This window comes from Pseudoalteromonas sp. A25, assembly GCF_009176705.1.
Taxonomy (GTDB): Bacteria; Pseudomonadota; Gammaproteobacteria; order Enterobacterales; family Alteromonadaceae; genus Pseudoalteromonas.
In genome coordinates this window covers 2,880,698-2,906,842 of sequence record NZ_AP021846.1, presented here as the reverse complement: position 1 = coordinate 2,906,842, position 26,145 = coordinate 2,880,698, and the positions used below count along the sequence as shown (strand labels likewise).

Here is a 26,145-nt window from a genome sequence, read left to right as displayed (position 1 = left end):
CTGTGTCGGCATATCTATTTTAACTTACATATCTGAGCTGTCGCCTAAACTTTGCGTGAGTTCTTCTAATAGTTCCTTAACTTCCTCACTAACTAATATAAAGTCTGCATCAAGCTTTACTGCCATATCTTCTTTAGGAATGTCCGCATTTTGTTCTTTAAGCGCTTCAGCGTAGCTCAGGCGTTTTATTGAGCCGTCATTTTGAAGCATAAATTTAACGCGTTCACGCCAGTCAAAAGCAAGTTTGGTAACACGCTTTCCGTTTTCTAAGTGACTTTTGATTTCGTCTGAGGATAAGTCATGTTGCTTGAGTTTCACTTGAGCACCATTATCATCGGGCTCTTGCAACTCAGCGTCAGTGCCAATTGCAAATCCTTCAGGGGCCTCAAACTTAGTCAGCCAATCGGTAAGAAAAACATCGAGATCATAGTTGGCAAATGCGGGCACGACTGGCAAAGTGCCAAGAGACTTTCTTAACAGTGCTAATAGTTCTTCAGCTTTATTGAAGCTAGCGCTATTGACTATTACCCAACCATTATCTTGATCTATAAATGCAAATTGCAGGCTTGATTTCTTAAATGCCTGAGGTAACAAAGTGCTTAGAATGTTCTCTTTTAGTTCATCCTTTTCTTTCTTTTTAACTGGGCGGTTTTCTTCTCGCTCAATAAGTTCTACTTTTTCATTTACCATGTCGTTGATCACTGACGCTGGCAGTACTTTTTCTTCACGCTTAGCACATAGCAGAATACTATTCTGTGAGAAGTGGGATAAGCTGTTGCCATGTTTTCCTAGCGCTTTTGTCCAACCAAACGTACTCATGTCTTGGCTGCCGCAAGGTCGAAACACATCTTGTTCTAACGCTTTTTCAAATTCGTCTTGGTTGTATGAAACGTCTTGCTTGAATCGATAACAGATCAGGTTACTGAACCACATATTATGAGTATCCGTGCTTAAAAATAGACGGGCATAATAACAATAATTTGAAGTCAAAGGGGAGTGCCAAATACAAAACTTTGTATTTGGCATGTGCGATTTAGCTAAACATGCTCATTGGTGCTTGCATATTTTTTGGAAATTTAATGAAGTAGGTTAAGCCTTTTCCTTCTTCACTGTTCACCTCAATATCGCCATTTAAAGTTTGCTTGACCAAGTTTAAGGTTATGTGGGTGCCTAATCCGCTACCACCTTGATCGCGCTTGGTTGTAAAGAATGGGTCAAACAGCTTTTCAAGTTGCTCTTTACTGACGCCTCGGCCATTGTCTTTATACACAATTTTTACATCATCGTGATCATCAGTAATACTGATATCGATAATACCTTTATCAATGCCTTCAAAACCATGGATCAATGAGTTCATGATCAGATTAGTGAAAATCTGGCTGATTGCGCCCGCAGGTAAATTTAAAATCAAATCATCAGGGCAGTTAATATCAATAGTATGCTTTGTTTTTTTGATTTTAGGATGCAATGAACGCACAACTTCAGATAAGTATTCTTTAAAGTTTATTTTTCGCACCGCTTCGCTGGCCTGATCCACTGCAATTTGTTTAAAGCTTGCAACTAACTCCGACGCTCTGTCCAAGTTTGTAGTTAATAAACTGGTGCTTTGCTTGGCTTCATTAATAAACTCTTCGAGTGCTTTTGGAGAAAGCGTTTTTTCTTTATAGGCGGCTTCTAGCTTGTTTAAGCGTTCTTGTAAAAATGACGTTGCTGTAACGCCTATCCCAACTGGGGTGTTAATATCATGAGTGATACCTGCAACTAACCCACCTAATGCTGCCATTTTCTCAGAGCCAACGAGGCGCTCTTGCGCCATGTTTAGTTCATCAACATAGCGTTCCAGCTCCTTTTGTTTTGTCAGTAACTCTTGCTCGGTTTGACTGCGAAGATCAACCTCTTCAGTTAATGTAAGCTTTTGCTTTTCTAACTCATACTTTTGCTGTTGAAGATCCATCATTGCTTGACTTAGGTTTGAAGTTTTCCTCGCAACTTCTTGCTCAAGCTGAAGGTTGTGTTGATCTAGTTTTTCATTGCTAATAATGAGTTCTTTTTGTGTTTGATCGAGTTGTTTACGATACTCAGCGACCTTGTCGATTAGTTTATTAAACGCTTCTTCCATTACTTTGAGTTCATTACGCTCGGTGGTGCCAATGTCTATCTTTTTACCATCGATATCGTCAAGTTCTATTTCTTCGATTTGGTCGGTTAGGTCTGTTAAGGGTTCAGTTAGCAAGCGTCGAAATGCAATTAAAAACAGAATGATCAAGAACGTTGTTTTAATCATTGCATTACCAATCAAAAAATAAATCGAAATCATAATGCGACTAAACACAACATCACGAGATGAGAATAGAGTTACATCGCCAACTTGAGTTGCGCGGCCTGAAAACTCAAAGATAAGCGGGAAGGTATATCCAAATAAGCCTGATGGTGTATCTTCAATAATGGCTTCTTCTTGCACTAATTGTTGGCTATATAATTCGTGAATGTCGAGTGAACGACCTAGTTGAGAAATTATTTCACCACTATCATCGCGTACGATAATACCTTCGATCATGGGGATAGCCAGCAGACCTTCAGCCGTCGTGACAGTTTGTTTGGTGTTTAACTCCCAAATCGCGCGTGTCAGGCTGCGGCTGAACGTTTTTTGCAGCATAGTCAACTCGTTGCGTATGTAGTCTTTGGTATTGACATACTCAGCGACAACTTGACCACAAGTCACAACGAACGTAAGTAAGAAATAAACCGACAGCACATTCGTGAGTAGCTTTTTCGATAGGCTTTTTTGCAGCATGAATGAACTTTGGCTCCCCAAATAGTAATTATTTTAGTACGGCTACAGGTAAAGTTAGCCAATAAAGGGTTAAAAATAAATAAATATCTTGCTTTTTAGTTAAGAAAAAGCGCTTTATTATCATTATGTCTAGCCCCCCTTACTGGATACACAATATTGTGTTATAAGTGCGTTGGTTACAAAGCGATAGATTTATTTTGATGAATTACTCAATATTAGTATGTGATGATTCAGCTGTTGCCAGAAAACAAGTTGTTCGCTGTTTAAGCAAAGTGTTGGACGCTGATGTTCAACAAGCAAATGACGGCGTAGAGGCAATTGAACAGCTGAAAAGTCAACATGTGGACTTACTGTGCTTAGATTTAACGATGCCAAGATTGGATGGTGTTGGAGTGCTTGAGCACATAAAAAAAGATGCCAATATCGAAACTTTTGTCATTGTTATATCTGCTGATATTCAACCTGAAATGAAGCAACGTGTAACGCAACTAGGTGCTATTGCATTTTTAGAAAAACCGATTGATAGCGCCCGTTTAATAGAGTTATTGCATCGCTACGGCATCCGTTAGCGCATCATTTACAGCTTATTAAAGTTATCTCTATGTTCCCATTTTTACTGCTCTGAGACTTACCTTTTGAGACTAGGCTGCATACATTTTGCAATTGCTTATACTTACCATGATTATTTTGCATATTAATTGTCTATTTTATCTGTTGACAAAGTGCCTATATTTCGGGCAAGCTTAAAAACATGAAAACAAATTTTAACACTACGACCATTATTACAACCACCATCCAATCTGGATAGTGGCATAGGTCAGTGCGTATTTAAAAAAGGCCTGTGTTCACTACGAACACAGGCCTTTTTCGTTTTAGGAATGAGGAAATATAACCATGCGTGTTTTGAAATTTGGCGGCTCTTCGCTGGCTAACTTTGAATGTCTTAAACAGGTACAAAACTTAATATTAAATCAAGCAGGGGAAGAGGCGTTAGTTGTGCTCTCAGCCCCCGGCGGCATGACCGATCAACTTGTTGAACTAGCGGCGCTAGCTGAGCAAGGGCAAGACTATGCTGCAAAATGGGAGGCGTTGTGTGAGCGAGCACACTCGCTACACGCTCAAGTTGAAACGCTTTATGGTGTTGTTGCGCACTGGCCAAGCTTGGATGAACTCAAGGATAAACTAGCTGGTGTTAAATTATTAAAAAATTGCCCAGATCCTATCAGAGCCTATGTAATTAGTTTTGGTGAACGCATCAGCGTAGCGCTAATGCAGGCTATGTTGGGGGCGCAAGCCACATATCTTGACGCAACAGACTGTATTGTTAGTCATGGTGGTTATTTAGATGCTGAGGTGGATTTACAATTGAGCCAGCCTAAGTTTGCATCAGCAATGAACGCTCGTCCAAGTAAGTACTATATTATGCCAGGGTTTACAGCGAGCAATTTGCGTGGAGAGTTGACCACATTAGGCCGCAATGGCTCTGATTACTCCGCAGCCGTTGCGGCAGCTTGTTTACGGGCGCAAGTTTGCCAAATTTGGACTGATGTTGATGGTGTTTATAACGCCGACCCGCGCTTTATTAAAAAGGCGACCAAAGTGGATTGGCTGTCTTATAAAGAAGCCATGGAGCTGTCATACTTTGGGGCCAAAGTATTGCACCCCAAAACCATTTTACCTTGCGCTAAGTTTTCTGTGCCATGTGAAATAAAAAATACGCACAATCCAGATGTTGCAGGTTCTGTGATCAGTAATGAACGTCGTGGTGATGAAGCAGTTAAAGCACTGTCTAGCCTAGAAAGCTTAGCTATGTTAACAGTTTCAGGCCCAGGCATGAAAGGCAAAGTGGGTATGGCGTCGCGTGTCTTCAATGCATTGGCCAATGATAATGTTTCAATAGTCCTTATCACCCAGAGTTCATGTGAATTTAGTATTAGCTTTTGTGTTCACGATAGCGATCTTGAGTTGGCACTCAATGCGTTAGAGCAAGCATTTGAGTTAGAAGCTCAAGCAGGATTAATCGAACCGGTGCAAGTACAGCGAGATTTGGCAATCGTCACCTTAGTTGGCGATAATATGAAAGCCCATAAAGGCTTAGCCGCTAAGTTTTTTGCGTCTTTGGCACAAGCACAATTGAACATCGTGGCTATTGCACAAGATTCTACAGAAAGTGCTATTTCAGCTGTTATTGATGGTACAAGGTGCAACGATGCGGTGAAGGTTTGCCACGAGAATTTCTTCACGCATATTCCTTCAATTGACGTATTTCTATTGGGCTGTGGTTTGGTTGGGCAAGAGCTTATCAAGCAGCTTGAAAAGCAACAGGCATGGTTAGAAAAGCGTAATATCAAGCTTAATTTATACGGGGTTGCTAACTCAAAACAGTTTTATTTAAATGCTGACGGCGTACCATTTGACACTTGGCAGTCTGAGCTGGCAAACCAAGAGCAAGGTTTTTCCTTAGAACGTGTTGAGGAATTTGTTAAAGCAAACCATTTAATAAACCCCGTCTTGGTAGATTGCTCTTCTTCTCAGCATCTTGCTGATCAATATGTTGACTTTTTAAATGCTGGTTTTCATGTTGTTGCAGCGAACAAAAAGGCTAACACTGGCAGTTATGAATATTACCAAGCATTGACGCGAGCGGCGCAAAGTAAACAAAGAAAGTTCTTATACGAAACCAATGTTGGTGCCGGTCTGCCAGTACTTGATAACTTGCAATTGCTATTTGGTGCAGGTGACGAGCTGTTGTCGTTTAATGGTATTTTATCGGGCTCTTTATCGTACATGTTTGGTGCATTACAAGATGGCTTGAGCTTATCTCAAGCAACTGAAAAAGCCAAAAGCAATGGCTTTACTGAGCCAGATCCAAGAGATGACTTATCTGGCACTGATGTGGCGAGAAAGCTGCTTATTATTGCGCGTGAGTCGGGATTGAACTTAGAGCTTAGTGATATCGAAGTTGAGCCGGTTGTGCCTGCTGATTTTGCGCAAGGTACGTCTGTTGAAGAGTTTATGGCGCGCCTACCTGAGCTTGATGCAAGTTTTGCTGACAAAATTCAAAGTGCGGCCAACGAAGGCAAGGTACTGCGTTATGTAGGCAGTATCGAAAATGGTCACTGTCGTGTGGGAATTGAAGCGGTTGATAAAACGCATGCGCTTTATGATATCCGTGACGGAGAAAATGCGTTGGCTATTTTGAGCCAGTATTATCAACCTCGCCCGTTTGTGATACGTGGCTATGGTGCGGGTGCTGAAGTGACCTCAGCAGGTGTCTTTGCTGATATATTGAAAACACTTTAGGGAAGGGAGCTTTTGATGATTTCGATTTATGCACCTGCTTCGATTGGTAACTTTTGTGTTGGTTTTGATTCATTAGGCGCAGCTCTTGCGCCCATTGATGGCACTTTGCTAGGCGATGTTGTTCATATTGAACACGCTGAGCAAGATACATTTCAATGTGTGGGTCCGTATGCTGCTAAACTACCAAGCGACGCGCAGGAGAATTTATCTTTCCAGTGTTTATTGCATTTCAGAGAGCATGTCGCACCAAGCATGCCTGCAGCCCTGCTGACGTTGGAAAAGCGTCTGCCAATAGGTTCGGGGCTTGGCTCTAGTGCTTGTTCCGTAGTTGCCACATTTGTTGCTTTAGACAAATATGCAGACACTCAGCTGTCTCAGTCTCAGATGATCGAATTGATGGCTGACTTTGAAGGTAAAGTCAGCGGTGCTCGTCATTATGACAATATTACGCCGTGCTACTTGGGAGGCTTGCAGTTAACTGCCGATTTAGTACCTAACAAAGCACTTGCTTTGCCCGTTGATGAGCAGTGGTACTATGTGGCTGCCTACCCAGGCTTTGCTCTTAATACCGCAAAGGCCAGAGGCGTATTACCGCAGAACATGTCTACGCATGATGCGGTAGAATTTGCACAGCGTTTATCTAGTTACTGTATTTTGCTGCAAAGTGGGCGTTTTGATGAAGCACTTGCATTGATGCAAGATGATTTGGCTGAACCATATCGGCAGTCTTTAATTACTGGTTTTAGCGATGCCAAAGTGGCTTTACCTGAGTATGGTGCTCAATTAGTGAGTATTTCAGGTGCAGGGCCAACCTTATTTGCTATTTGTAAAACATTAGATGAAGCGCAGCAATGCCAGCAATGGCTTGAAAAAAATTATATTAATGAACATGGCTTTAGCCATATCTGTAAACTCGATAACTTAGGCACTCGTGCTATTTCTCAAGGAGTAAATTTGTAATGCAATTGGTTAACTTAAAAGATGAACATCAAAAAGTATCGTTTACAGAAGCTGTTAAAACAGGGCTAGGGCGTAATCAAGGGGTGTTTTTTCCAACAGATCTAACGCGTTTAGACGATGTGCAAGCGTTATTAGATTTACCTTTTGTTGAGCGTAGCGCACAAATACTCGCTCACTTAATTGGTGACGAATTACCTAAAGATACATTGACTGAAATGGTCACTCGTGCGTTTAACTTTCCTGTTGAACTGGCACAAGTTGATGATACAAATTTCTGTTTAGAACTATTTCATGGCCCTACTTTAGCGTTTAAAGATTTTGGCGGTCGTTTTATGGCCGAGTGTATTGGTCTGTTCAATGAAGGTGAGCGTGTCACCATTTTAACCGCAACCAGTGGCGACACCGGTGCCGCAGTTGCGCATGCGTTTTACAATAAACCGAATGTTGACGTGGTTATCTTATATCCAGAAGGCAAAATCTCACTGGCGCAGCAAAAGCTATTCACTACGCTCGGTGGTAATATTCATTGTTATGCCGTTGAAGGAAGCTTCGATGACTGTCAAAGTTTAGTTAAGCAAGCATTTTTAGATGATGAAGTAAAACAAAAGCTGGGTTTAAACTCAGCAAACTCAATTAATATCAGCAGGTTGCTTGCTCAGGTTTGTTATTACTTTGAAGCACTAGCGCAGCTGCCAAAGGAGCAGCGTAGTGATGTGCATATTTCGGTGCCAAGCGGTAATTTCGGTAATGTGTGTGCTGCAATGATAGCGTCAGTCATTGGTTTACCAGTCAGAAAACTCTCGGCTACAACTAACCAAAATGATACAGTTCCACGTTATATCGCGTCAGGTGAGTGGTCACCAAATGAGACCATTGAGTCGTTATCAAATGCAATGGATGTGAGTAAACCTAATAATTGGCCTCGTGTTCAAAGCATGTTAGACAGTGGTCAATTTGACAAACATGAATTTTATTCACGTTGTGTCGATGAGCAACGCACTCAGGAAGTGATGCGAGAGGTTGCGGCACGTGGATATATCGCCGAGCCGCATACTGCCATTGCTTATGAAGGGCTGACATTAGATAAGACAGCAAACAGTACAGGTATATTTCTAGCGACAGCGCACCCTGCAAAATTTAAAGAGTCAGTAGAACAAGTACTCGGGCAGCAAATTGACATGCCAGAAGTATTGCAACAAGCCTTGAATAAAGATTGTTTGGCACAGCCGATGACAGCGGATTACGATAGGCTTAAGGCTGCAATTTTTGCTAAATTGCTGTAATTAACCGTCATGCTAGACCGCTCTTTGCAAAGGGCGGTCTGTCTTAAACATAAAAATACTTAATTCTTACTACAAAAAACATTAATTAAATTAATGTTTAAATAAAAAAATATCATTCTTTTAATACTGTGAAATAAATTCAATCCCTGTTTAAATATGCTCATGCCAAGATCATAGGCATCAAACGCGTTTGAGCGTACAATACGGCTTTTAATACCATACGTGCACCTAGGAGACCCCATGTTAGAACGTAACATGAATATTGCAGATTTTGACCCTGAATTAGCGAAAGCGATTGCGCAAGAAACAACGCGCCAAGAAGAACATATCGAGCTTATCGCGTCTGAAAACTATTGTAGTCCACGTGTTCTAGAGGCACAGGGGTCTCAGTTAACAAACAAATACGCTGAAGGTTATCCTGGTAAGCGTTATTACGGTGGTTGTGAATACGTAGATGTCGTTGAGCAACTAGCAATCGACCGTGCAAATGAGCTGTTTGGCTCAAACTATGCTAACGTTCAGCCGCATGCTGGTTCTCAAGCAAATGCTGCGGTTTTCCAAGCACTACTTCAGCCACATGATACAGTATTAGGCATGAGCTTAGCGCACGGTGGTCACCTTACTCACGGTTCACACGTAAACTTTTCAGGTAAAACGTACAATGCGATCCAGTACGGTTTAAATGAAGAAACGGGTGAGATTGACTATGCACAAGTTGAAGCGCTAGCACTTGAGCACAAGCCTAAAATGATCATTGGCGGTTTCTCTGCTTATTCTGGCATTGTTGACTGGGCTAAGTTCCGTGAAATTGCTGACAAAGTAGGTGCATACTTACTTGTTGATATGGCTCACGTGGCAGGTCTTGTTGCTGCAGGCATTTATCCAAACCCAGTTCCTCACGCACACGTTGTGACCACGACGACACACAAAACGTTAGCGGGTCCTCGTGGTGGTTTGATCATTTCAGCTTGTAATGATGAAGATATTTACAAAAAGTTAAACAGTGCGGTATTCCCAGGTGGCCAAGGTGGTCCTTTATGTCATGTAATTGCTGCAAAAGCGGTAGCATTTAAAGAAGCACTGCAGCCTGAGTTTGTAGCTTACCAAAAGCAAGTTGTTGCTAATGCACAAGCAATGGTATCTGTACTGCAAGAGCGTGGTTACAAAGTTGTATCTGGTAAAACAGATAACCACTTATTCTTACTAGATTTAATTGATAAAGACATCACAGGTAAAGATGCAGATGCAGCGCTGGGTCGTGCGAATATCACAGTGAACAAAAACTCAGTGCCAAATGATCCACGTTCGCCGTTTGTAACCTCTGGTCTGCGTATTGGCTCTCCAGCGATCACTCGCCGTGGTTTCAAAGAAGCAGAGTCAAAAGAGTTAGCAGGTTGGATCTGTGATGTATTAGACAACATCAATGATGAATCTGTACAAGCTCAGGTTAAAGAAAAAGTGAAAGCAATTTGCGCTAAATTACCGGTTTACGCATAATTCTACGCACAAAACAGCATTTTTTGTTATGATATAGGCCGCTATTTAGCGGCCTTTTTTGTCAGATTTCTAAAGTGAAACATATATGCACTGTCCTTTTTGTACTGCTAAAGATACCAAAGTAATAGACTCTCGCTTAGTGAGCTCTGGCCACCAAGTACGAAGACGCCGAGAGTGTATCGAATGCCATGAGCGCTTTACGACATTTGAAGGTGCTGAACTGGTGATGCCTCGGGTGATCAAACAAGATGGTTCTCGTGAACCATTTAATGAAGATAAGTTGATAAACGGATTGGCAAGAGCCTTAGAAAAGCGCCCAGTTAGTACCGAGCAAATTGATGAAGTGATCCACGAAATAAAATCAAAAATTCGAGCCACTGGTGAGCGAGAAGTGTCTAGCCATCTCATTGGTGAATGCATTATGGAAGCACTGAAGAAGCTTGATAAAGTGGCCTATGTGCGGTTTGCATCGGTATATCGCTCTTTTGAGGATATTCGCGAGTTTGGTGAAGAAATAGCAAGACTGGGTGACTAAGCATGTTTACAAGCGATGATCGCCGTTACATGACGTTGGCCATTGAGCTTGCGGCAAAAGGGCGTTTTACAACGACACCCAACCCAAATGTTGGTTGTGTGATTGTTAAAAATGACCAGATAGTAGGGCAAGGTTATCATCAACGTGCAGGGGAAGGGCATGCGGAAGTTAATGCTTTAAAACAAGCTGGTATAAACGCAAAAGGCGCAACCGCTTATGTGACATTAGAGCCATGTAGTCACTACGGTCGCACCCCGCCTTGCGCCGAAGGTTTGATTAAAGCTGGCGTGACTCGTGTGGTGGCCGCGATGGTTGACCCTAATCCTCAAGTGGCGGGTAGAGGCTTAGCAATGCTAGAAAATGCGGGTATTGAAACCGCTTCAGGTTTAATGCAAGAGCAAGCAAGAGCCTTAAATAAGGGCTTTTTAAAGCGTATGGAGCAAGGCTTACCTTTTGTTACCTGTAAATTGGCAGCCAGCTTAGATGGTAAAACAGCGCTGAAAAACGGTCAAAGTAAATGGATCACAGGTGCTGATGCACGCAAAGACGTACAAATTTTTAGAGCGCAAAGCTGTGCGATACTAAGTGGTGCCGATACGGTTATTACGGATGACGCCAAGCTTAACGTGCGACTGGACGAGTTAGAGATTGAATTACCCGAAGGTCAAAGTGTAAGACAGCCACTTAGAGTGATCATCGATTCACAAAATAGGTTAACGCCCGATCTGGCACTATTTCAAATAGACGCCCCCATTTTAATTTTACGCACACGCCTTGATAATCAACAGCAATGGCCTCATTACGTAGAACAAATTGAGATAAAGTCACAACAGCAAAAAATATCTTGTCGTGCAGCTTTAGAGCAATTAGCGCAGCGGGGTGTCAATCACGTTTGGCTGGAGTCGGGTGCCACCTTAGCGGGGGTGTTTACACAGCAAAAATTAATTGATGAATATGTGGTATATTTAGCACCAAAATTAATTGGCTGCGATGGCAAAAGTTTATTTAGCTTACCGGAAATCACCGCAATGGATGAGCTTACTCAGTTAGAGTTTTTGGATGTTTGCCAAATAGGCGATGATATTCGTATTACGGCCAGAACCCGCTAATTAAAGAGGCAATATGTTTACAGGTATTATTGAAGCAACAGGAACTCTTAGCGAGTTAACACCGTCACAAGGCGACCTTATCGTGCGTGTCAGTAGCGACAACTTAGATATGAGTGATGTTAACCTTGGAGATAGCATTGCGACAAACGGGGTTTGCTTAACAGTGGTAGAGAAGTTTAAAGATGGCTTTAGAGCTGATTTATCAAACGAAACCATAAAGCTCACTCAGTTTTCTCACTATAAACAAGGTCAGAAAGTTAATTTAGAGAAAGCTTTGCAACCCATTTCTCGTTTAGGTGGGCATTTAGTGTCGGGGCATGTGGATGGTATTGCTACTGTTGTTGCCGTAGAGGCCAATGCGCGAGCGACCGAATATTGGCTCGAAGCGCCAGCTGAGCTGATGAAGTATATACCCCATAAAGGGTCTGTTGCTGTTGATGGTATTAGCCTGACTGTGAATGAAGTGAAGCAGCAGCAATTTAAATTAACCATTGTGCCTCATACAGCACAAGAGACCACGATTGCCGATTTTAAAGTTGGTAGTCAGGTAAATTTAGAAGTCGATCAGATCGCCCGTTATTTAGAGCGCTTAGTGCTAGGAGCGCAACCTCAGGCTAGCGAGTCTACTCTCACAGCCAGTTTGTTAGCCAAAGCGGGCTTTATAAAATAACCCCAATAAACCTTAATTAGATAGGTAGATTATGAATTTGAACAGCGCACAAGAAATCATTGATGACATTAAAGCCGGTAAAATGGTTATCTTGATGGATGATGAAGACCGTGAAAATGAAGGTGATTTAATTATCGCTGCCGAGCATATTTCGGCAGATGCGATTAACTTTATGGCAACGTATGGTCGAGGCTTAATTTGTTTAACAATGACTCAAGAGCGCTGCCAACAATTAGATTTGCCACTGATGGTGCGCAACAACGGTGCACAGTTTTCTACTAACTTTACAATGTCAATTGAAGCCGCCAAAGGGGTAACGACCGGTATTTCAGCTGCAGATAGAGCGCGTACTGTTCAAGCTGCAGTTGCAAAAGGGGCTGTACCCAGTGATATTGTTCAACCCGGACATATTTTCCCAATTATGGCGCAACCGGGTGGTGTATTGACTCGAGCGGGTCATACTGAAGCGGGCTGTGACCTTGCTCGTTTGGCGGGTCTTGAGCCGTCGTCGGTCATTGTTGAAATCTTAAACCCCGATGGCACCATGGCGCGTCGTCCGCAGTTAGAAGTGTTCGCCAAAGAGCACGGTATTAAAATTGGCACTATTGCTGATTTAATTGAGTATCGAAATTTAAACGAAACAACCATTGAAAAAGTGGCTCAGTGTAAGCTGCCAACAGAGTATGGTGAGTTTGATCTAGTGACGTATAAAGATACTATTGACAGTCAACTCCATTACGCACTACTAAAAGGCGAAGTAAAGCCCGGTGATACCACGTTAGTGCGAGTGCACCTGCAAAGTACGTTTAATGACATTTTGTTATCAGATCGCGGTGCCGACAGAAGTTGGAGTTTACACAGTGCGATGCAGTATATTAGTGAAAATAATGGCGTGTTGGTGGTACTGGGTAAACAAGAGCAAAGTCATGAAATAGAGGCGATGGTTAAGGCGTTTGCGGCTCAAGACCAAGGCGAACAAGTAAATGTTCGTAAGTTTCAAGGGACCTCTCGTACAGTGGGGGTCGGTTCACAAATTCTTGCCGATTTAGGCATTCAAAAAATGCGTTTGATGAGTATGCCTAAAAAGTACCACGCATTATCGGGATTCCATCTCGAAGTAACTGATTATGTTGAGCCAAGATAGTACTCAATGGTAACGAAAATACGGGCCTAATACAGGCCCGTTTTTAGTTGTTTGGGGATGGGTAAATTTGTGCTATTATGCGCCCCAATTTGGCAATTGCTTTACCGAAGTTTTCGGTACATGCTTCAGCATTGGTATTTATAAGATTAGGATCATCTAATGAACATTATTGAAGGTAACAAATATGCACCGGGCAAAAAATTTGCCATTGTTATTTCTCGTTTTAACGACTTTATTGGTAAAAGCCTGCTAGAAGGTGCTGTGGATGAGTTAAAGCGTACCGGTGGTGTAAGTGATGAAGATATCACTGTGGTATACGTACCTGGTGCAGTTGAGTTACCTTTAGCAGCTAAGCGCATTGCGATGAAAAAGCAGTTTGATGCCATCATTGCATTAGGTGTGATCATTCGTGGTGGAACACCGCATTTTGATTTAGTTGCTAATGAATCAAATAAAGGGTTGGCAAATGTATCTATGGATTATGATATTCCAGTTGCATTTGGCGTACTGACCACTGAAAGTATTGAGCAAGCCATTGAACGTGCGGGTACCAAAATGGGCAATAAGGGCGGCGAAGCTGCACTTGGTGCCTTAGAAATGGTAAACGTGCTAGAGCAAATTTAAGAGGATCCTCTGTGAAACCAGCAGCAAGACGTAAAGCACGTATATTGGCCTTGCAAGCCGTTTACTCATGGCAACTAAGCGCTAACCCAATCGCTGATATTGAACAGCAAATGTTGATCGAAAACGATGTATCTAAAGTAGACGTTGAGTATTTTAAAGATTTGGCGCGCGGCGTTGCCGTTAACCAAAAACAACTTGACGAAATTGTAAAGCCACATCTATCGAGACCGTTTGATGATTTAGATGAAGTTGAAAGAGCGGTGTTACGATTAAGTGCATACGAGCTTAAATTTAGAGAAGACGTACCTTATAAGGTTGCGATCAACGAAGGGATTGAGCTTGCCAAGATTTTTGGTGCTGAAGATAGCCATAAATTTGTTAATGGTGTCTTGGACAAAGCCGTAAAAGAGTTGCGAAAGTAAGGCTAAAGATAAGGAGAGCCGGCGTTGGCCGGCTTTTTTGTGTATGAAGGAATTTGAACTCATAAATCGTTATTTTACCGGTCGCGGCATTTCGCGCAGAGATGTCGACCTTGGGATCGGGGATGATTGTGCTTTAGTAAATGTACCTGAAAATTGTCAATTGGCTATTACCACAGATACATTAGTTGAAGGCGTTCATTTTTTTGCCGATATACCACCTCGCGCTTTGGGGCATCGTATTATTGCTGTCAATTTAAGTGACTTGGCGGCGATGGGCGCTGAGCCCGCATGGATATCCATAGGTCTTACATTGCCGAATATTGATACGCAATGGTTGGAAGAATTCACCGATGGAATGCACGAAATTGCTGAGTACTACAATGTACAAATTATTGGTGGTGACACAACTCAAGGGCCACTCACAATCACAGTATGTGCCAAAGGCATCGTACCCAATGGCAAGGCGTTAACGCGCTCGGGCGCTAAAAATGGTGATTGGATTTATGTCACCGGCCCGTTAGGCGATTCAGGGTTAGCTATTGAGACACGCAAGCAAGGTTGGTCTATTGACGCAGAGCATCTTAAAAATGCGAATGAGCGTTTTCACTTTCCATCACCCAGAGTAGCTGCAGGGCAAGTATTAAGAGGGGTTGCTACGTCGGCTATCGATATTTCAGATGGTTTGCTGGCTGATCTTTCGCATATTCTTAAACAATCTAGCGTGGGGGCCGTTATTCATGCTGATAAAGTGCCAACTTCTGATGCATTAAACAGTTTGAGCGATGTTGAGCTTCGCTTGAAGTTGGCATTAGCCTATGGCGATGATTATGAGTTGCTCTTTACTGTTAGTGATGACAATAAGAGTATGCTTGAAACAAAGCTCAATCAATATGGGGTAGAGCCCGTGTGTATTGGGCAAATAGTTAACAATGATGGTTGCATAGAGCTATTTTACAACCATCAAGCATGGCCATTTCCAGAGGCTGGCTTTGAACACTTTAGCTAGGAGTTAATTTGGCTAAGCAGTATAAATTTGACCTTAAACGCCCACATCAATTTTTTGGTTTAGGGTTTGGACTTGGGTTATCTCCTATCGCACCGGGTACCATGGGTACCTTCGCGGCTTTACCTTTTATTTTTATAACGGCGACTTTTCCGCTGTGGTTACAATTAGTGTTTGCGTTTGTGATCAGTATTTTTGGTTTGTGGGTGTGTGGACAGACCGCAAGAGATGTACAAGTGCACGATCATCCAGCTATTGTATGGGATGAAGTAGCAGGATTTTATATTACCATGATTGGTGCGGCTTTAAGCTGGCAGTCTTTGATCGTAGGTTTTTTATTATTTCGCTTTTTTGATATTGTAAAGCCTGGACCGATAAAAATGCTCGATAAGCGCTTGCATGGCGGATTTGGTATTATGGCGGATGATGTCCTTGCAGGTATTTTTTCATTGATTTGTTTGCAGGCTTTGTTTAAAACTGGTGTATTAACACTCTGATATTAGGCAGAAAATAGTGTCAACTATGGATAGATTGTTCAGGCTCATACTTTTTGTGGTCATCAGCTTTATGGCGCATACAACAAACGCGTCTATCAATGACTATGTTGTCAAGCAATGGAATTTACAAAATGGCCTACCTTCACAGTCTATCAAAAGTATTACACAAGATAAGCAAGGTTATATTTGGCTGGCGACTCAGTTTGGGCTGAGCCGTTTCGATGGCCAAAAGTTCACTAACCTAACAACTCAGAATACAGACTTTCTGCGCTCTAATGCTATCCACAAATTACTTGTTGGTAAAGATGGCATGCTGTGGGTAGGAACTCGTCGCGGCGTGCACCGCTTAAACCCTCAAACATTTGCTGTTGAATCATTGAATATCTCAGGGCCTGTGAGAGATATCATTGAAGATAACCAAGGTAGTATTTGGGTCGCTGCGAATGGCCTGCACTATATTTCTCATCATAGCTTGTCGCTTGCTAGCAGCGCGGTGCAACCACGCAAATTGTCGTCTGTTAAAATTAACCAGATAGTGGGCGCTGTGTCTAAAATGGCATTAGCCAATGATGGTATTTGGCTAGTAAATGAAAGGCATTTATTAAAGATTAAACCAGCCAGCGCTTCGACTGAAAATACCTTTAGGTTGGAATTATCTAGTCGCCTATCTTTGCCTCAGCAATTGGCGCAAACTATTTTGCATGACTTGGCCTGGATTGATGGTCGGCTATTCTTAGCTACAGAACTAGGTGCCTACTTTCTTGATATTGATGAAGTACTTCGTCGCTATGACGCGATAGGTAACACTGCGGTCTATAAATTCATGAGTGATGGCGAGGGCGGCTTGTGGGTGTCTACGTCCAATAACTTAATGTTTAAAGAAGGTCGAGAACCGTGGCAATCAGTTCGGCCTGTGCAATCGGAGCAAAGTGTTTGGTTTTCAGATATTTTTAAGGACAGTGAAAATAATATTTGGTTAGCTAGCTTAAATGAAGGACTATGGTTTGCGCATGCTGGAAAGGTGGAGCGTTACTCGGTCGGTAACGATGCAAATCAAGGGATCACAGCCATTACACGCTCGCCCACCGGGCAGATCTGGGTTGCGAATCGCTATGGTATTGGCACCTTGGATACCAATGGTCAATATCAAAAAGTCATTGATATCAATAGTTTGGAGCGTCTGACTGTAAATGATTTAGAGTTCCAAGGTGAGACGCTACTGATGGGCACGGACCGGGGTGTACTTGTCTACGAGCAGGGCAATTTGCGCAGCTTGCCATATCGAGAGCTACGCCAAAATCCCGTGTTCTCTATTAGTCCTTCAAATGAAGGTGGCGTGTGGTTTGGTACAGGTCGTGGATTGTATCGATTAGAGTACTCGGAGTTAACACCGTTTAGCTACAACACGTTTTTAGGGAGTCAGTTTGTCACTTTTGTTGTTGATTTTCCTAATTTTGGCTTTATTGGCACTAATAAAGGCGCTTATCGCTATAACGACCGTGGTATTGAAAAGTTAGGTGGGCAGACGTCTTTAGAGAGTGCCTATATTACCAGCATTTTTCATATCCAAGATGTGGCCACGTTGATTGGCTCATGGAGTGACGGGCTTTTCTATCTTACCCCCGAAGGTCAATGGTATCAGTTAGATGCATCTAATGGCCTACCATATGGTTCCATCACCTCTTTACACTATGATAAGCAACTTCAGCAAGTGTGGGTTGGCACTAAAAAAGGCGTATATCGAATGCCGGTGGCCCAATTTAAAGGACCAATCACAAACTTGAAAGTTGATCAGGTAATAAGTCAGTTTGATCGACAACTCGATGGTAAAGCAAGTCGTTGTTGTTCAGGGTTTGGTCATGATGCCGTGATGGAAACGCAAGAGGCAATTTGGTATCCCAGCTCTCAAGGGATTGTGAAAATACCTAAAAATATGCAGTTGTTTGGTTCAGAAGAGCTGGCATTGAAACTTGAGGCCTTATTTACGCCCGAGCGCAGGCTATCAGGCGAAGAGCTGAACAATAAAATATTGCTAAATACCGGTGAGCGAGATCTAACGGTACAGTATACCGCGATAGATTTTTATGCCCCGCAGAGTGTTGAATTTAGGTATAGGCTACTAAGTAATGGTGCAACCAATGCGGACTGGCGAGAAACACAAAGGCGTCAGGATGCTATTTATACTAACTTGTCTCCAGGTGAGTATACTTTTGAGTTGCAAGCTAAAAGAAGGGGACAAGACTGGCAAGCGGCAACAGCAAAACAAATCAACATCTTCATTCCGAGAAGATTTGACGAAACGATGTACTTCAGGCTGTTGATCACATGTGGCTTTGCTTTCTTGTTCTATCTGATTTTTTGGGTATTTAGAGCTCAAGAGCGACGTAAGCACCAAGCTTTGGAAGATTTAGTTGCAGAGCGTACCACAGAGCTTAGAAAAGCGAATGAAAAGCTTAATCAGGTAAATACACAGCTCAAACTCGTCAGCCATACTGACGAGCTGACAGGACTGAGAAGTCGTCGCTTTTTATTCGATCAGCTGCCTAAAGACGTTGAGCACTTTCAACGTAACGCACAATCATTACAGCAGCAAAATAAAAGCCTTGTGTTGATGATTTTAAATATCGACAAGTTCAGTAAAGTAAATGATGCTTATGGTCCGCTTGGTGGTGACAGTTGTTTACAGCAAATGGCGGCGTTACTGAATACTCGTACCCAAGGCTCCGATTATGTGGCGCGCTGGAGTGGTGATGAGTTTTTGCTGCTGTTAAGAGACTTTAAGCGTGACGATGTTGAAAGCTATGCCAGAGAGTTATGTAAAGCAGTGGCCGAGTTTGATTTTAAACTACCCAATGGCAAACCCCTTGCGCTTAGTGTGTCTATGGGCTGGTCTTTATATCCCTTACCGTTGCTAGGAGGGCAAGTGATAGGCTGGGAAGCATCTGTTAACTTAGCAGATATCGCGTTACACCAAGTAAAGCAAAGAGGGGGAGATGGTGCTGCAACTATCGTGTTTGATGATCAACTTGACGCATTTGAATTTGAACAAAGCAGTAATATAGAGTCTCAGCTCGAAGTCTTGCAAAGCAATGGGTTGGCTGAGGTAAAAGTTTGGATGCGCTAATCTTTACCAACTAGCCAGCGAAAATACATCACCCAATCTGCTGTTAATGAGTAAAGAGGGTGAGAAAAGGTGGCAGGGCGGTTGCGCTCGAACACAAAGTGCCCAATCCAAGCAAAACCGTAGCCACATATTGGCATTAAGATAATGAAGCTCAAGCTATGCCAAAAAAGAGCCGCAAATAGGTTGACCAAAACCAATGTGCTGCCCAGATAATGGCACGCTCTGCACCAAGGGTGTTGATGTTGTTCTAAATAAAAAGGGTAAAACTCGGCAAAGGTTTTAAATTGTTGTGCCATAGCAAACCTCATGTACAAAAAAAGGAGCATATGCTCCTTTTTTATAGAATTTCTTGAACTTTTTTCAAGATGCTTTGTTCATCTAGTCCGAGTTCAGCATGGACTTGCTCTTGAGTACCGTGTTTTATAAATTCATCTGGTAGCCCTAAATGCGTCATTTTTATCGTTTCACCAATACTTGCATAAAACTCTGCCACTGCGCTGCCTGCGCCACCTGCAATAGCATTATCCTCAATAGTGACAATGTGCTCATGAGTGGTAAGTAAATCTTTTAGCAAAGCGCCATCAAGCGGCTTTACGAAACGCATATCGACCAACGTGGCATCACATTGCTCGGCGGCCAGTTTGGCATTATGCAACAAAGTACCAAAGTTGAGGATTGCGAGCCTTTTGCCCTCTCTAACTATTTTACCTTTACCTATTGCAATAGGTTGCATTGCTAATTCGATACTTGCATCCCCCGCACTTCCGCGAGGATAACGCACGGCAGCTGGACCTTGATGAAGGTAACCTGTATGCAGCATTTGGCGACACTCATTGGTGTCGCTGGGCGCCATGATGACCATATTTGGAATGCAACGCATAAAGCTCAAATCGTAAGCACCTTGGTGAGTTTCGCCATCCGCTCCCACGACTCCCGCTCTGTCGATAGCAAATAAGACAGGCAAGTTTTGCAGTGCGACATCATGGATCAATTGGTCATATGCGCGTTGTAAAAAACTTGAATAGATTGCCACAACGGGCTTTAATCCTTCACAAGCAAAACCTGCGGCAAGTGTCACTGCATGCTGCTCTGCGATTGCAACATCAAAATACTGCTGTGGGAATTCTTTTGAAAACCTCACCATGCCAGAGCCTTCACGCATGGCGGGCGTGATAGCCATTAAGTTTTTATCGGCTTGCGCTTGGTCGCATAACCAATCGCCAAATACTTTAGAGAAAGTTGGGGCGCTCGGTTTTGATTTTGGTAGGCTATGAATGCTCGGGTCAAACTTTGGTACGGCGTGGTAGCCAATAGGGTCTGCTTCAGCAGGTTTGTAGCCTTTGCCTTTTTGTGTTTTGATGTGCAGCAGTTGAGGGCCCTTTAGGTTACGCATATTACGCAGTGTATCGACCAGCATATTTACATCATGGCCATCAATAGGGCCAATGTAGTTAAGGCCTAACTCCTCAAAGAATGTACCGGGGATCACCATCCCTTTTAAATGCTCTTCCATTCTACTGGCAAGCTCTTTTACTGGCGGAACGCCTGATAGCAAACGTTTACTCCCTTCACGGATGTTGGTGTAAAAGCTACCAGATAAAATACGTGCAAAGTGATTGTTCAGTGCGCCGACGTTTTCAGAGATCGACATCTCATTATCGTTTAATATTATCAGCATATCTGACTTTACATCGCCCGCGTGGTTCATTGCTTCGAACGCCATGCCAGCCGTAATCGCACCGTCGCCGATTACAGCAACTGTTTTTCTGCCTTTACCTTCTTTTTGCGCAGCGATAGACATCCCTAGAGCTGCAGAAATAGACGTACTCGAGTGCCCAACACTAAAAGTGTCATACTCACTTTCTTCACGGTAAGGAAAAGGATGTAATCCGTCTTTTTGACGTATAGTATGAATTTGCTCACGTCTGCCAGTTAAAATCTTGTGCGGATAAGCCTGATGTCCTACATCCCAGATCAGTCTGTCTTCGGGGGTGTTATAAACGTAGTGAAGTGCAACGGTCAACTCAACTGTGCCTAAACCTGATGCAAAATGGCCACTACTTTGTGACACCGAGTTTAATAAATACTCTCTGAGCTCATTGCTGAGTGTGGTAAGTTTGTGCTGCGGTATTGTCCGCAGTTGCGCTGGTTCGTCAGCCAACGCCAATAAGGGGTACTTGCTACTATCCAATTTCATGGTATTAATTATGTGTCCTACGCAAACTTCGCACAATTATATACAAAGGCTGCTGTTAGTTTTATTTATTTATACAAATTAGCCATTAATTTGTCATGAACAGCGCTCAATAGGCGTTGCTTAATAATCTCTTTCAATAATGTATTGGGCTAAATCAGCTAAAACAGAAGTATCTTCGTCTATTTCAGCAAGTGCGGCAATTGCTTCGCTGATTAGCGTTCGAGCTTTACTCTTTGCACCCTCTAAGCCAAGTAGTGCAGGGTAAGTCGATTTATTGTTTTCAATGTCTGAGCCTTGCGGTTTACCCAGTGATTGCGTATCGCCTTCAATATCCAAAATATCGTCCTGAACTTGAAAAGCAAGGCCAATATATTCAGCGTAACGTTTGAGCGCGTCATGCGTTGAGCTTTTAACATTGATTGCACATAGCGCTCCAAGCTCAATAGAGGCTTTTAACAAAGCGCCGGTTTTTAGCTTATGAATTCGTTCAAGCTCATCTAATGTTACTACTTTATTTGTCGCAGCAAGGTCAAGCGCCTGACCGCCAATCATGCCTTCAATTCCAGATGCTTTAGCTAAGGTATTGAGCATAGTCATTTGTTGAGTCATTGGTACTTTAAAGGTATGTCCACTAAGTAACTCAAAGGCGATTGTTTGTAATGCATCTCCCGCTAAGATGGCTTGCGCCTCATTAAACGCAATGTGACAGGTGGGCTTGCCTCGACGCAATTCATCGTCATCCATAGCTGGTAAGTCGTCATGTACCAAAGAGTAACTATGCACGCACTCTATAGCGGCTGCGGCGATATCAAGGTCCTCTATTTTAGCGCCTAGCATCTGACCTGTTGCATAGACTAGAAAAGGCCGTAATCGCTTACCACCGTTATTAATACTGTAGTAAGTTGCTTCTTTAATGGTCTCATCAGTATCGAGAGAGCGTGAAAAGTAATTAGCAATAGTATCCGCAACGCGCACTTGAGTTAGATGTAATTTTTCTTTTAATTCCACAATTTATTCCACATCACCTTGAAATGGGAGCGCAGAACTTTGGCTGTCATTAGCCATCAGAATAGACACTTTTTGCTCGGCTTGTTGAAGCTTATTACTAGATGAGTTTGCAAGTGCAATGCCTCTTTCAAACTGCTTTAAAGATTGCTCTAAAGTCAATGTGCCTTGCTCCATCGACTGAACGATCCCTTCTAGCTCTGCCATTGCTTCTTCAAAACTCAGATTGTCTGGTTTTTTTGTTGCCATGATTTTGTCTCTTTTTCTAGCTGATTTTTGCCATTATTTAGGACGGATTGTCATCTACTGAATGTGGCAGCAGGGTGAGTATTTTAGCAATACTTAGCCTGCGAAGCATAGTCATTGTGTATGTGTTGACGCTAAAACTCAACAGCCCCTTAGGGATGTGAACAAACTCTATTTAAAAATACTTGTTCGCAATTTTTATATGAGTTGGAGCTACTTTTAGATGTGTGTGGTTTTACTTGGTAAACTATTGATAATAGTTCCATGAATAGACACACATTCATGCAAAAAGTGCTTCGCCCTAAATTTTAAAAGGCCAATTTTAGGGGCAATAAGGGGTAAGGTCAAAGTTTGTCGCGTGCTTTTACTATACTATTAAAGCATCTGGCTGTGATAAGTGAACTAATGCTGCTCGCAAATTTAGTGCTTTTTAATATAATTGATTTAAGATATTCAGTAGCTTGCCGATAGTTAAAAATGGGCCATAAGTATTGTTTTATGTTCAATAATTTATGGTACGCCTTTTGTATGCCTTATCTGCATGAGTCGCTTGGGCAAGAATTAGAATAGATCAAACTCTCTGGAGGATATGTGGATTTAGCAACCGTTATTGGGATCCTAGGCGCAATAGGCCTGATTGTGATGTCCATGTTCATGAGTAGTGACGGTGAAATAATTATGTTTGCCGATGCTGCTTCTGGTGTAATCGTTTTCGGTGGTTCACTCTTTATCGTTTTGGCTAACTTTAGCATGCCAAAGTTTTTCGCCATTGGTAAAGTGGTGGGCAAAGCGTTTATGTTTAAAATCGAAACGCCAGAGGAATTAATAGAAAAAGCGGTTGAATTGGCTGATTCGGCGCGTAAAGGTGGATTTTTGGCACTAGAAGAGGCGGAAATACCTAACTCCTTTATGCGTAAAGGAGTCGATATGCTGGTTGACGGTCACGATGCTGATGTTGTGCGTGCTACTTTGCAAAAAGACATTTCTTTAACAACAAACCGCCACGATGAAGGGGCGTCTTTGTTTAAAAAACTCGGCGACATCGCACCTGCGATGGGTATGATTGGTACTCTAATTGGTTTGGTTGCAATGCTATCAAACATGGATGACCCAAAGGCTATCGGTCCAGCCATGGCGGTGGCTTTGTTAACGACGCTCTATGGTGCCTTTTTAGCAAACGTTGTGGCTATTCCTATTCAGGCTAAACTTGAATTAAGACGGGATGAAGAGGAGTTAAATCAAAGGCTTATCCTCGATGCAATTCTTGGCATTCAAGATGGACAGAACCCGAAAGTCATCGAAGGTATTTTGAAAAACTACCTTGCAGAGTCAAAACGTTCGCAAGAGAAAGAGGAATAGCGCAGATGTCTGACGAAAAAGAGTGTAAATGTCCTCCTCCTGGGCTACCTGCTTGGATGGGAACATTTGCAGATCTAATGTCTTTGCTGATGTGCTTTTTCGTTCTGCTTTTAGCATTTTCGGAAATGGACGTTTTGAAATTCAAACAAATTGCGGGCTCGATGAAGTTTGCATTTGGTGTACAAAACAAAATAGAAGTAAAAGATATTCCAAAGGGGACCAGTGTTATTGCGATGGAGTTTACCCCTGGTAAACCCGAACCGACGCCAATTGAAACGATACAGCAACAAACTGTAGAAATGACTCAGCAAATGCTAGAGTTTCAAGCTGGTGAAGAGAGTTCTGCTGGGGGCAGGCAGGAGCAGCGTGGAAATAAACGCGGTGGTGAATCACAAAGTACTTCGCAAGAGCAGGCAATGACACAAGCTGTATCAGCTGCAGAACAAGAGCAAGTGAATGAGCTTGTAAAGAAAATAGCACAGCAATTAGAAAAGCAGATTATGGACGGAGCAATAGAGCTCGAGTCTCTGGGTCAGCAAATTATCATACGAATTCAAGAAAATGGCGCCTTTCCATCGGGGAGTGCTTTTTTACAACCCAAATTTACGCCTACTATTTTAGAGATTGCAGATTTACTCAAAGATGTACCCGGAGAAATAACGGTGTCAGGGCACACTGATGACTTTCAAGTAAGTAACGAGTTATATAGCAATAACTGGGACTTATCGGCCACACGAGCGGTTGCAGTTGCCAGTGAAATGGTTAAAGCGTCGGGCTTTGATAAAAATCGTTTAGTAGTTGTAGGGCATGCTGATACAAGACCACTGGTTCCCAATGAAAGCAATGCGGATAGAAGACGTAACAGGCGAGTGGAGATCTCTATTTTACAAGGTAAACCAAAAGAGTCAGATCCAATCGAAGTCTCAGGACAGAACTAAATTGAAGTAACCCCTGATGGTTGGACTAGCCAATTACAGGGGTTTTTTTATATCTAAGCACCATCGAACTTATAAACTTTCGATACGTACACTTTAACGCCACAAGTGAGAATATTTGCTCACTCAGTGCTGAGGTTATTTAACCTAAAGAAGGAATGAGCCCTAGCATTTGCAGCCCCTGTGCGGCGATAATCAATATGCCACATAATGCGGCGACACCTAACCCAAGTGATCCACCACGCACTTGATAGCCTTCACTTTGAAGACCTTGGCGGCGCTGCGACCAAACCATCGCTACAGGCAGAAATATAGCCAACACTACCAGTGCGATTGCTGCATAACCTAATGCCATAATAAAACCTTTAGGGTAAAACAGGGCAAACCCAAGTGGTGGCAAAAAGGTAATGAGTGCTGTTTTACTGCGATCTAGTTTGCCATTGCCTTTTTTGAAAGCGTCAGCAAAAAAATCAAATAAACCTAAGCTTACTCCTAGAAATGAGGTGGCTAAGGCCAAGTCAGCAAAAACAGTAACAAATGTGCTGATATGAGGATTGTGTGCAATGCTAGAAATATTGCTGACGAAGCCTGATAAACCTTCACTTTGCATCAAGCTTTGCTGACTCATAACGCCTTGGCTGAGCAATTGCCAAAATACATAAATAACCAGCGGCAGTGCTGCGCCAAACATCATGACTCTGCGTAGCGATTTAATATCTAAGCCAACGTATTTTACGATAGAAGGAATTGAGCCATGAAACCCAAAAGAAGTGAAAATAACGGGAATTGCAGATAGCACGAGCCCTTGTTGAATTGGCATATCGAGTAAGTGTTGCCCGTGAACATAAGGACTCAATACAAAAAACAAGCTGGCAAGTACGGTAATTTTAATTGCAAAGAGCATTTTATTGAGTTTATCTACAGTACCAGTGCCTGCTGTTACGACACAGGCAACCACAATGGCCAGTAAAATTGAGCCAGCCTGAGGGGCTACTTCGATGCCAAGTAAATTGCTGATTTTTTCTTGTAACTGTGCCCCTCCCCCTGCAATATAAGCTGCACATAAGGCGTAGAACAAAAAGACCATTGCAAAATTTGCAACATACTGCCCCCGTTTGCCTAAAATTGATTTAGCCAAGGTATTAAGTGTTGCATCAGCACTGGCGTATTGGTGCAGCTCAAGCATCAATAGCGCGGTATAGGTCATCAGCAGCCATGACAGCAAAATGAGTATCAAAGCTGTGGTAAAGCCAAGGCCGGCAGATGCAATAGGTAGCGCTAACATACCTGCACCTATGGTCGTACCTGCGACGATCAGCATACTCCCCAGCGTTTTATTTTTAAGCACAAATTGCCCCTTTATTTGTGAGAGAGTCCAGCAAGATATACTGGTCGATAAAAAAATGAAATAGTTTTGCCATAAATCAATGTTAAGGAT

23 protein-coding genes are annotated in these 26,145 nt (G+C 42.6%); 16 read left to right on the top strand and 7 right to left on the bottom strand.

Features of this window, described 5'->3' with window-relative positions; translation table 11 throughout:
- Window positions 1-24: 24 nt before the first annotated feature.
- Together rdgC and GDK41_RS12540 are read right to left on the bottom strand one after the other, a co-directional pair.
- Entirely contained in the window at window positions 25-933 is a 909-nt protein-coding gene (gene rdgC, locus GDK41_RS12545; RefSeq protein WP_152086720.1) for a recombination-associated protein RdgC, read from the bottom strand.
- A gap of 100 nt (window positions 934-1,033) precedes the next feature.
- Entirely contained in the window at window positions 1,034-2,794 is a 1,761-nt protein-coding gene (locus GDK41_RS12540; protein WP_152086719.1) for a sensor histidine kinase, read from the bottom strand.
- Between the two features lie 200 nt (window positions 2,795-2,994).
- On the opposite strand from GDK41_RS12540, the gene GDK41_RS12535 reads away from it, so the two are divergent.
- The 14 genes from GDK41_RS12535 (at window position 2,995) to GDK41_RS12470 (ending at window position 18,965) form a co-directional block, all read left to right on the top strand.
- Complete coding sequence (locus tag GDK41_RS12535; RefSeq protein ID WP_152086718.1) at window positions 2,995-3,363, top strand: response regulator; 369 nt, start codon at window positions 2,995-2,997, stop codon at window positions 3,361-3,363.
- A gap of 325 nt (window positions 3,364-3,688) precedes the next feature.
- The gene (gene thrA, locus GDK41_RS12530; RefSeq protein ID WP_152086717.1) at window positions 3,689-6,097 is read left to right on the top strand and encodes a bifunctional aspartate kinase/homoserine dehydrogenase I; all 2,409 of its coding nucleotides are present in this window, start codon (window positions 3,689-3,691) and stop codon (window positions 6,095-6,097) included.
- Window positions 6,098-6,112: 15 nt separating this feature from the next.
- Window positions 6,113-7,057 (top strand): homoserine kinase, encoded by a 945-nt coding sequence (gene thrB / locus GDK41_RS12525; RefSeq protein ID WP_152086716.1) that lies wholly within the window; start codon window positions 6,113-6,115, stop codon window positions 7,055-7,057.
- Window positions 7,057-8,340 carry a threonine synthase gene (gene thrC / locus GDK41_RS12520; RefSeq protein WP_152086715.1) on the top strand — a complete coding sequence of 428 codons (1,284 nt, stop codon included), beginning with the start codon at window positions 7,057-7,059 and terminating at the stop codon, window positions 8,338-8,340. Before thrB ends, thrC begins: the two co-directional genes overlap by 1 nt.
- 240 nt (window positions 8,341-8,580) lie before the next feature.
- Window positions 8,581-9,837 (top strand): serine hydroxymethyltransferase, encoded by a 1,257-nt coding sequence (gene glyA, locus GDK41_RS12515; RefSeq protein ID WP_152086714.1) that lies wholly within the window; start codon window positions 8,581-8,583, stop codon window positions 9,835-9,837.
- Between the two features lie 85 nt (window positions 9,838-9,922).
- Complete coding sequence (gene nrdR / locus GDK41_RS12510) at window positions 9,923-10,372, top strand: transcriptional regulator NrdR (protein WP_152086713.1); 450 nt, start codon at window positions 9,923-9,925, stop codon at window positions 10,370-10,372.
- 2 nt (window positions 10,373-10,374) lie between these two features.
- Entirely contained in the window at window positions 10,375-11,481 is a 1,107-nt protein-coding gene (gene ribD, locus GDK41_RS12505; RefSeq protein ID WP_152086712.1) for a bifunctional diaminohydroxyphosphoribosylaminopyrimidine deaminase/5-amino-6-(5-phosphoribosylamino)uracil reductase RibD, read from the top strand.
- A gap of 13 nt (window positions 11,482-11,494) precedes the next feature.
- Window positions 11,495-12,151, top strand: coding sequence for a riboflavin synthase (locus GDK41_RS12500; RefSeq protein ID WP_152086711.1), 657 nt, complete (start codon window positions 11,495-11,497; stop codon window positions 12,149-12,151).
- A gap of 31 nt (window positions 12,152-12,182) precedes the next feature.
- The gene (ribBA, locus tag GDK41_RS12495; RefSeq protein ID WP_152086710.1) at window positions 12,183-13,295 is read left to right on the top strand and encodes a bifunctional 3,4-dihydroxy-2-butanone-4-phosphate synthase/GTP cyclohydrolase II; all 1,113 of its coding nucleotides are present in this window, start codon (window positions 12,183-12,185) and stop codon (window positions 13,293-13,295) included.
- Window positions 13,296-13,454: 159 nt separating this feature from the next.
- A complete protein-coding gene (gene ribH, locus GDK41_RS12490) occupies window positions 13,455-13,919 on the top strand; it encodes a 6,7-dimethyl-8-ribityllumazine synthase (RefSeq protein ID WP_152086709.1) in 465 nt (154 codons plus the stop codon).
- A gap of 11 nt (window positions 13,920-13,930) precedes the next feature.
- Window positions 13,931-14,341, top strand: a complete 411-nt coding sequence (gene nusB, locus GDK41_RS12485; RefSeq protein WP_152086708.1) for a transcription antitermination factor NusB — start codon at window positions 13,931-13,933, stop codon at window positions 14,339-14,341.
- A 43-nt stretch (window positions 14,342-14,384) separates the two neighbouring features.
- On the top strand, window positions 14,385-15,347 hold the full coding sequence (thiL, locus tag GDK41_RS12480; RefSeq protein WP_152086707.1) for a thiamine-phosphate kinase: 963 nt from the start codon (window positions 14,385-14,387) through the stop codon (window positions 15,345-15,347).
- Between the two features lie 8 nt (window positions 15,348-15,355).
- Window positions 15,356-15,841: a phosphatidylglycerophosphatase A family protein gene (locus GDK41_RS12475; RefSeq protein WP_152086706.1), complete on the top strand. Its 486-nt coding sequence runs from the start codon at window positions 15,356-15,358 to the stop codon at window positions 15,839-15,841.
- Window positions 15,842-15,875: 34 nt separating this feature from the next.
- Window positions 15,876-18,965, top strand: a complete 3,090-nt coding sequence (locus tag GDK41_RS12470) for a diguanylate cyclase domain-containing protein (protein ID WP_442960212.1) — start codon at window positions 15,876-15,878, stop codon at window positions 18,963-18,965.
- Here GDK41_RS12470 and GDK41_RS12465 read toward each other — a convergent pair.
- The 4 genes from GDK41_RS12465 to GDK41_RS12450 all read right to left on the bottom strand — a co-directional run bounded on the left by GDK41_RS12465 (window position 18,962) and on the right by GDK41_RS12450 (window position 22,416).
- Window positions 18,962-19,261: a DUF962 domain-containing protein gene (locus GDK41_RS12465; RefSeq protein ID WP_152086704.1), complete on the bottom strand. Its 300-nt coding sequence runs from the start codon at window positions 19,259-19,261 to the stop codon at window positions 18,962-18,964. The two genes, GDK41_RS12470 and GDK41_RS12465, sit on opposite strands and share 4 nt — an antisense overlap.
- Before the next feature lie 41 nt (window positions 19,262-19,302).
- The gene (dxs, locus tag GDK41_RS12460) at window positions 19,303-21,162 is read right to left on the bottom strand and encodes a 1-deoxy-D-xylulose-5-phosphate synthase (protein ID WP_152086703.1); all 1,860 of its coding nucleotides are present in this window, start codon (window positions 21,160-21,162) and stop codon (window positions 19,303-19,305) included.
- A 120-nt stretch (window positions 21,163-21,282) separates the two neighbouring features.
- On the bottom strand, window positions 21,283-22,170 hold the full coding sequence (gene ispA, locus GDK41_RS12455; RefSeq protein ID WP_152086702.1) for a (2E,6E)-farnesyl diphosphate synthase: 888 nt from the start codon (window positions 22,168-22,170) through the stop codon (window positions 21,283-21,285).
- Window positions 22,171-22,173: 3 nt separating this feature from the next.
- Window positions 22,174-22,416: an exodeoxyribonuclease VII small subunit gene (locus GDK41_RS12450; protein WP_152086701.1), complete on the bottom strand. Its 243-nt coding sequence runs from the start codon at window positions 22,414-22,416 to the stop codon at window positions 22,174-22,176.
- Between the two features lie 588 nt (window positions 22,417-23,004).
- Here GDK41_RS12450 and pomA point away from each other — a divergent pair.
- The gene (pomA, locus tag GDK41_RS12445) at window positions 23,005-23,772 is read left to right on the top strand and encodes a flagellar motor protein PomA (protein WP_152086700.1); all 768 of its coding nucleotides are present in this window, start codon (window positions 23,005-23,007) and stop codon (window positions 23,770-23,772) included.
- Window positions 23,773-23,777: 5 nt separating this feature from the next.
- Window positions 23,778-24,710, top strand: coding sequence for a flagellar motor protein MotB (locus tag GDK41_RS12440; protein WP_152086699.1), 933 nt, complete (start codon window positions 23,778-23,780; stop codon window positions 24,708-24,710).
- Window positions 24,711-24,849: 139 nt separating this feature from the next.
- Here the strand turns inward: GDK41_RS12440 and GDK41_RS12435 are convergent, their stop codons facing one another.
- A complete protein-coding gene (locus GDK41_RS12435) occupies window positions 24,850-26,055 on the bottom strand; it encodes an aromatic amino acid transport family protein (protein WP_152086698.1) in 1,206 nt (401 codons plus the stop codon).
- Window positions 26,056-26,145 lie beyond the last annotated feature (90 nt).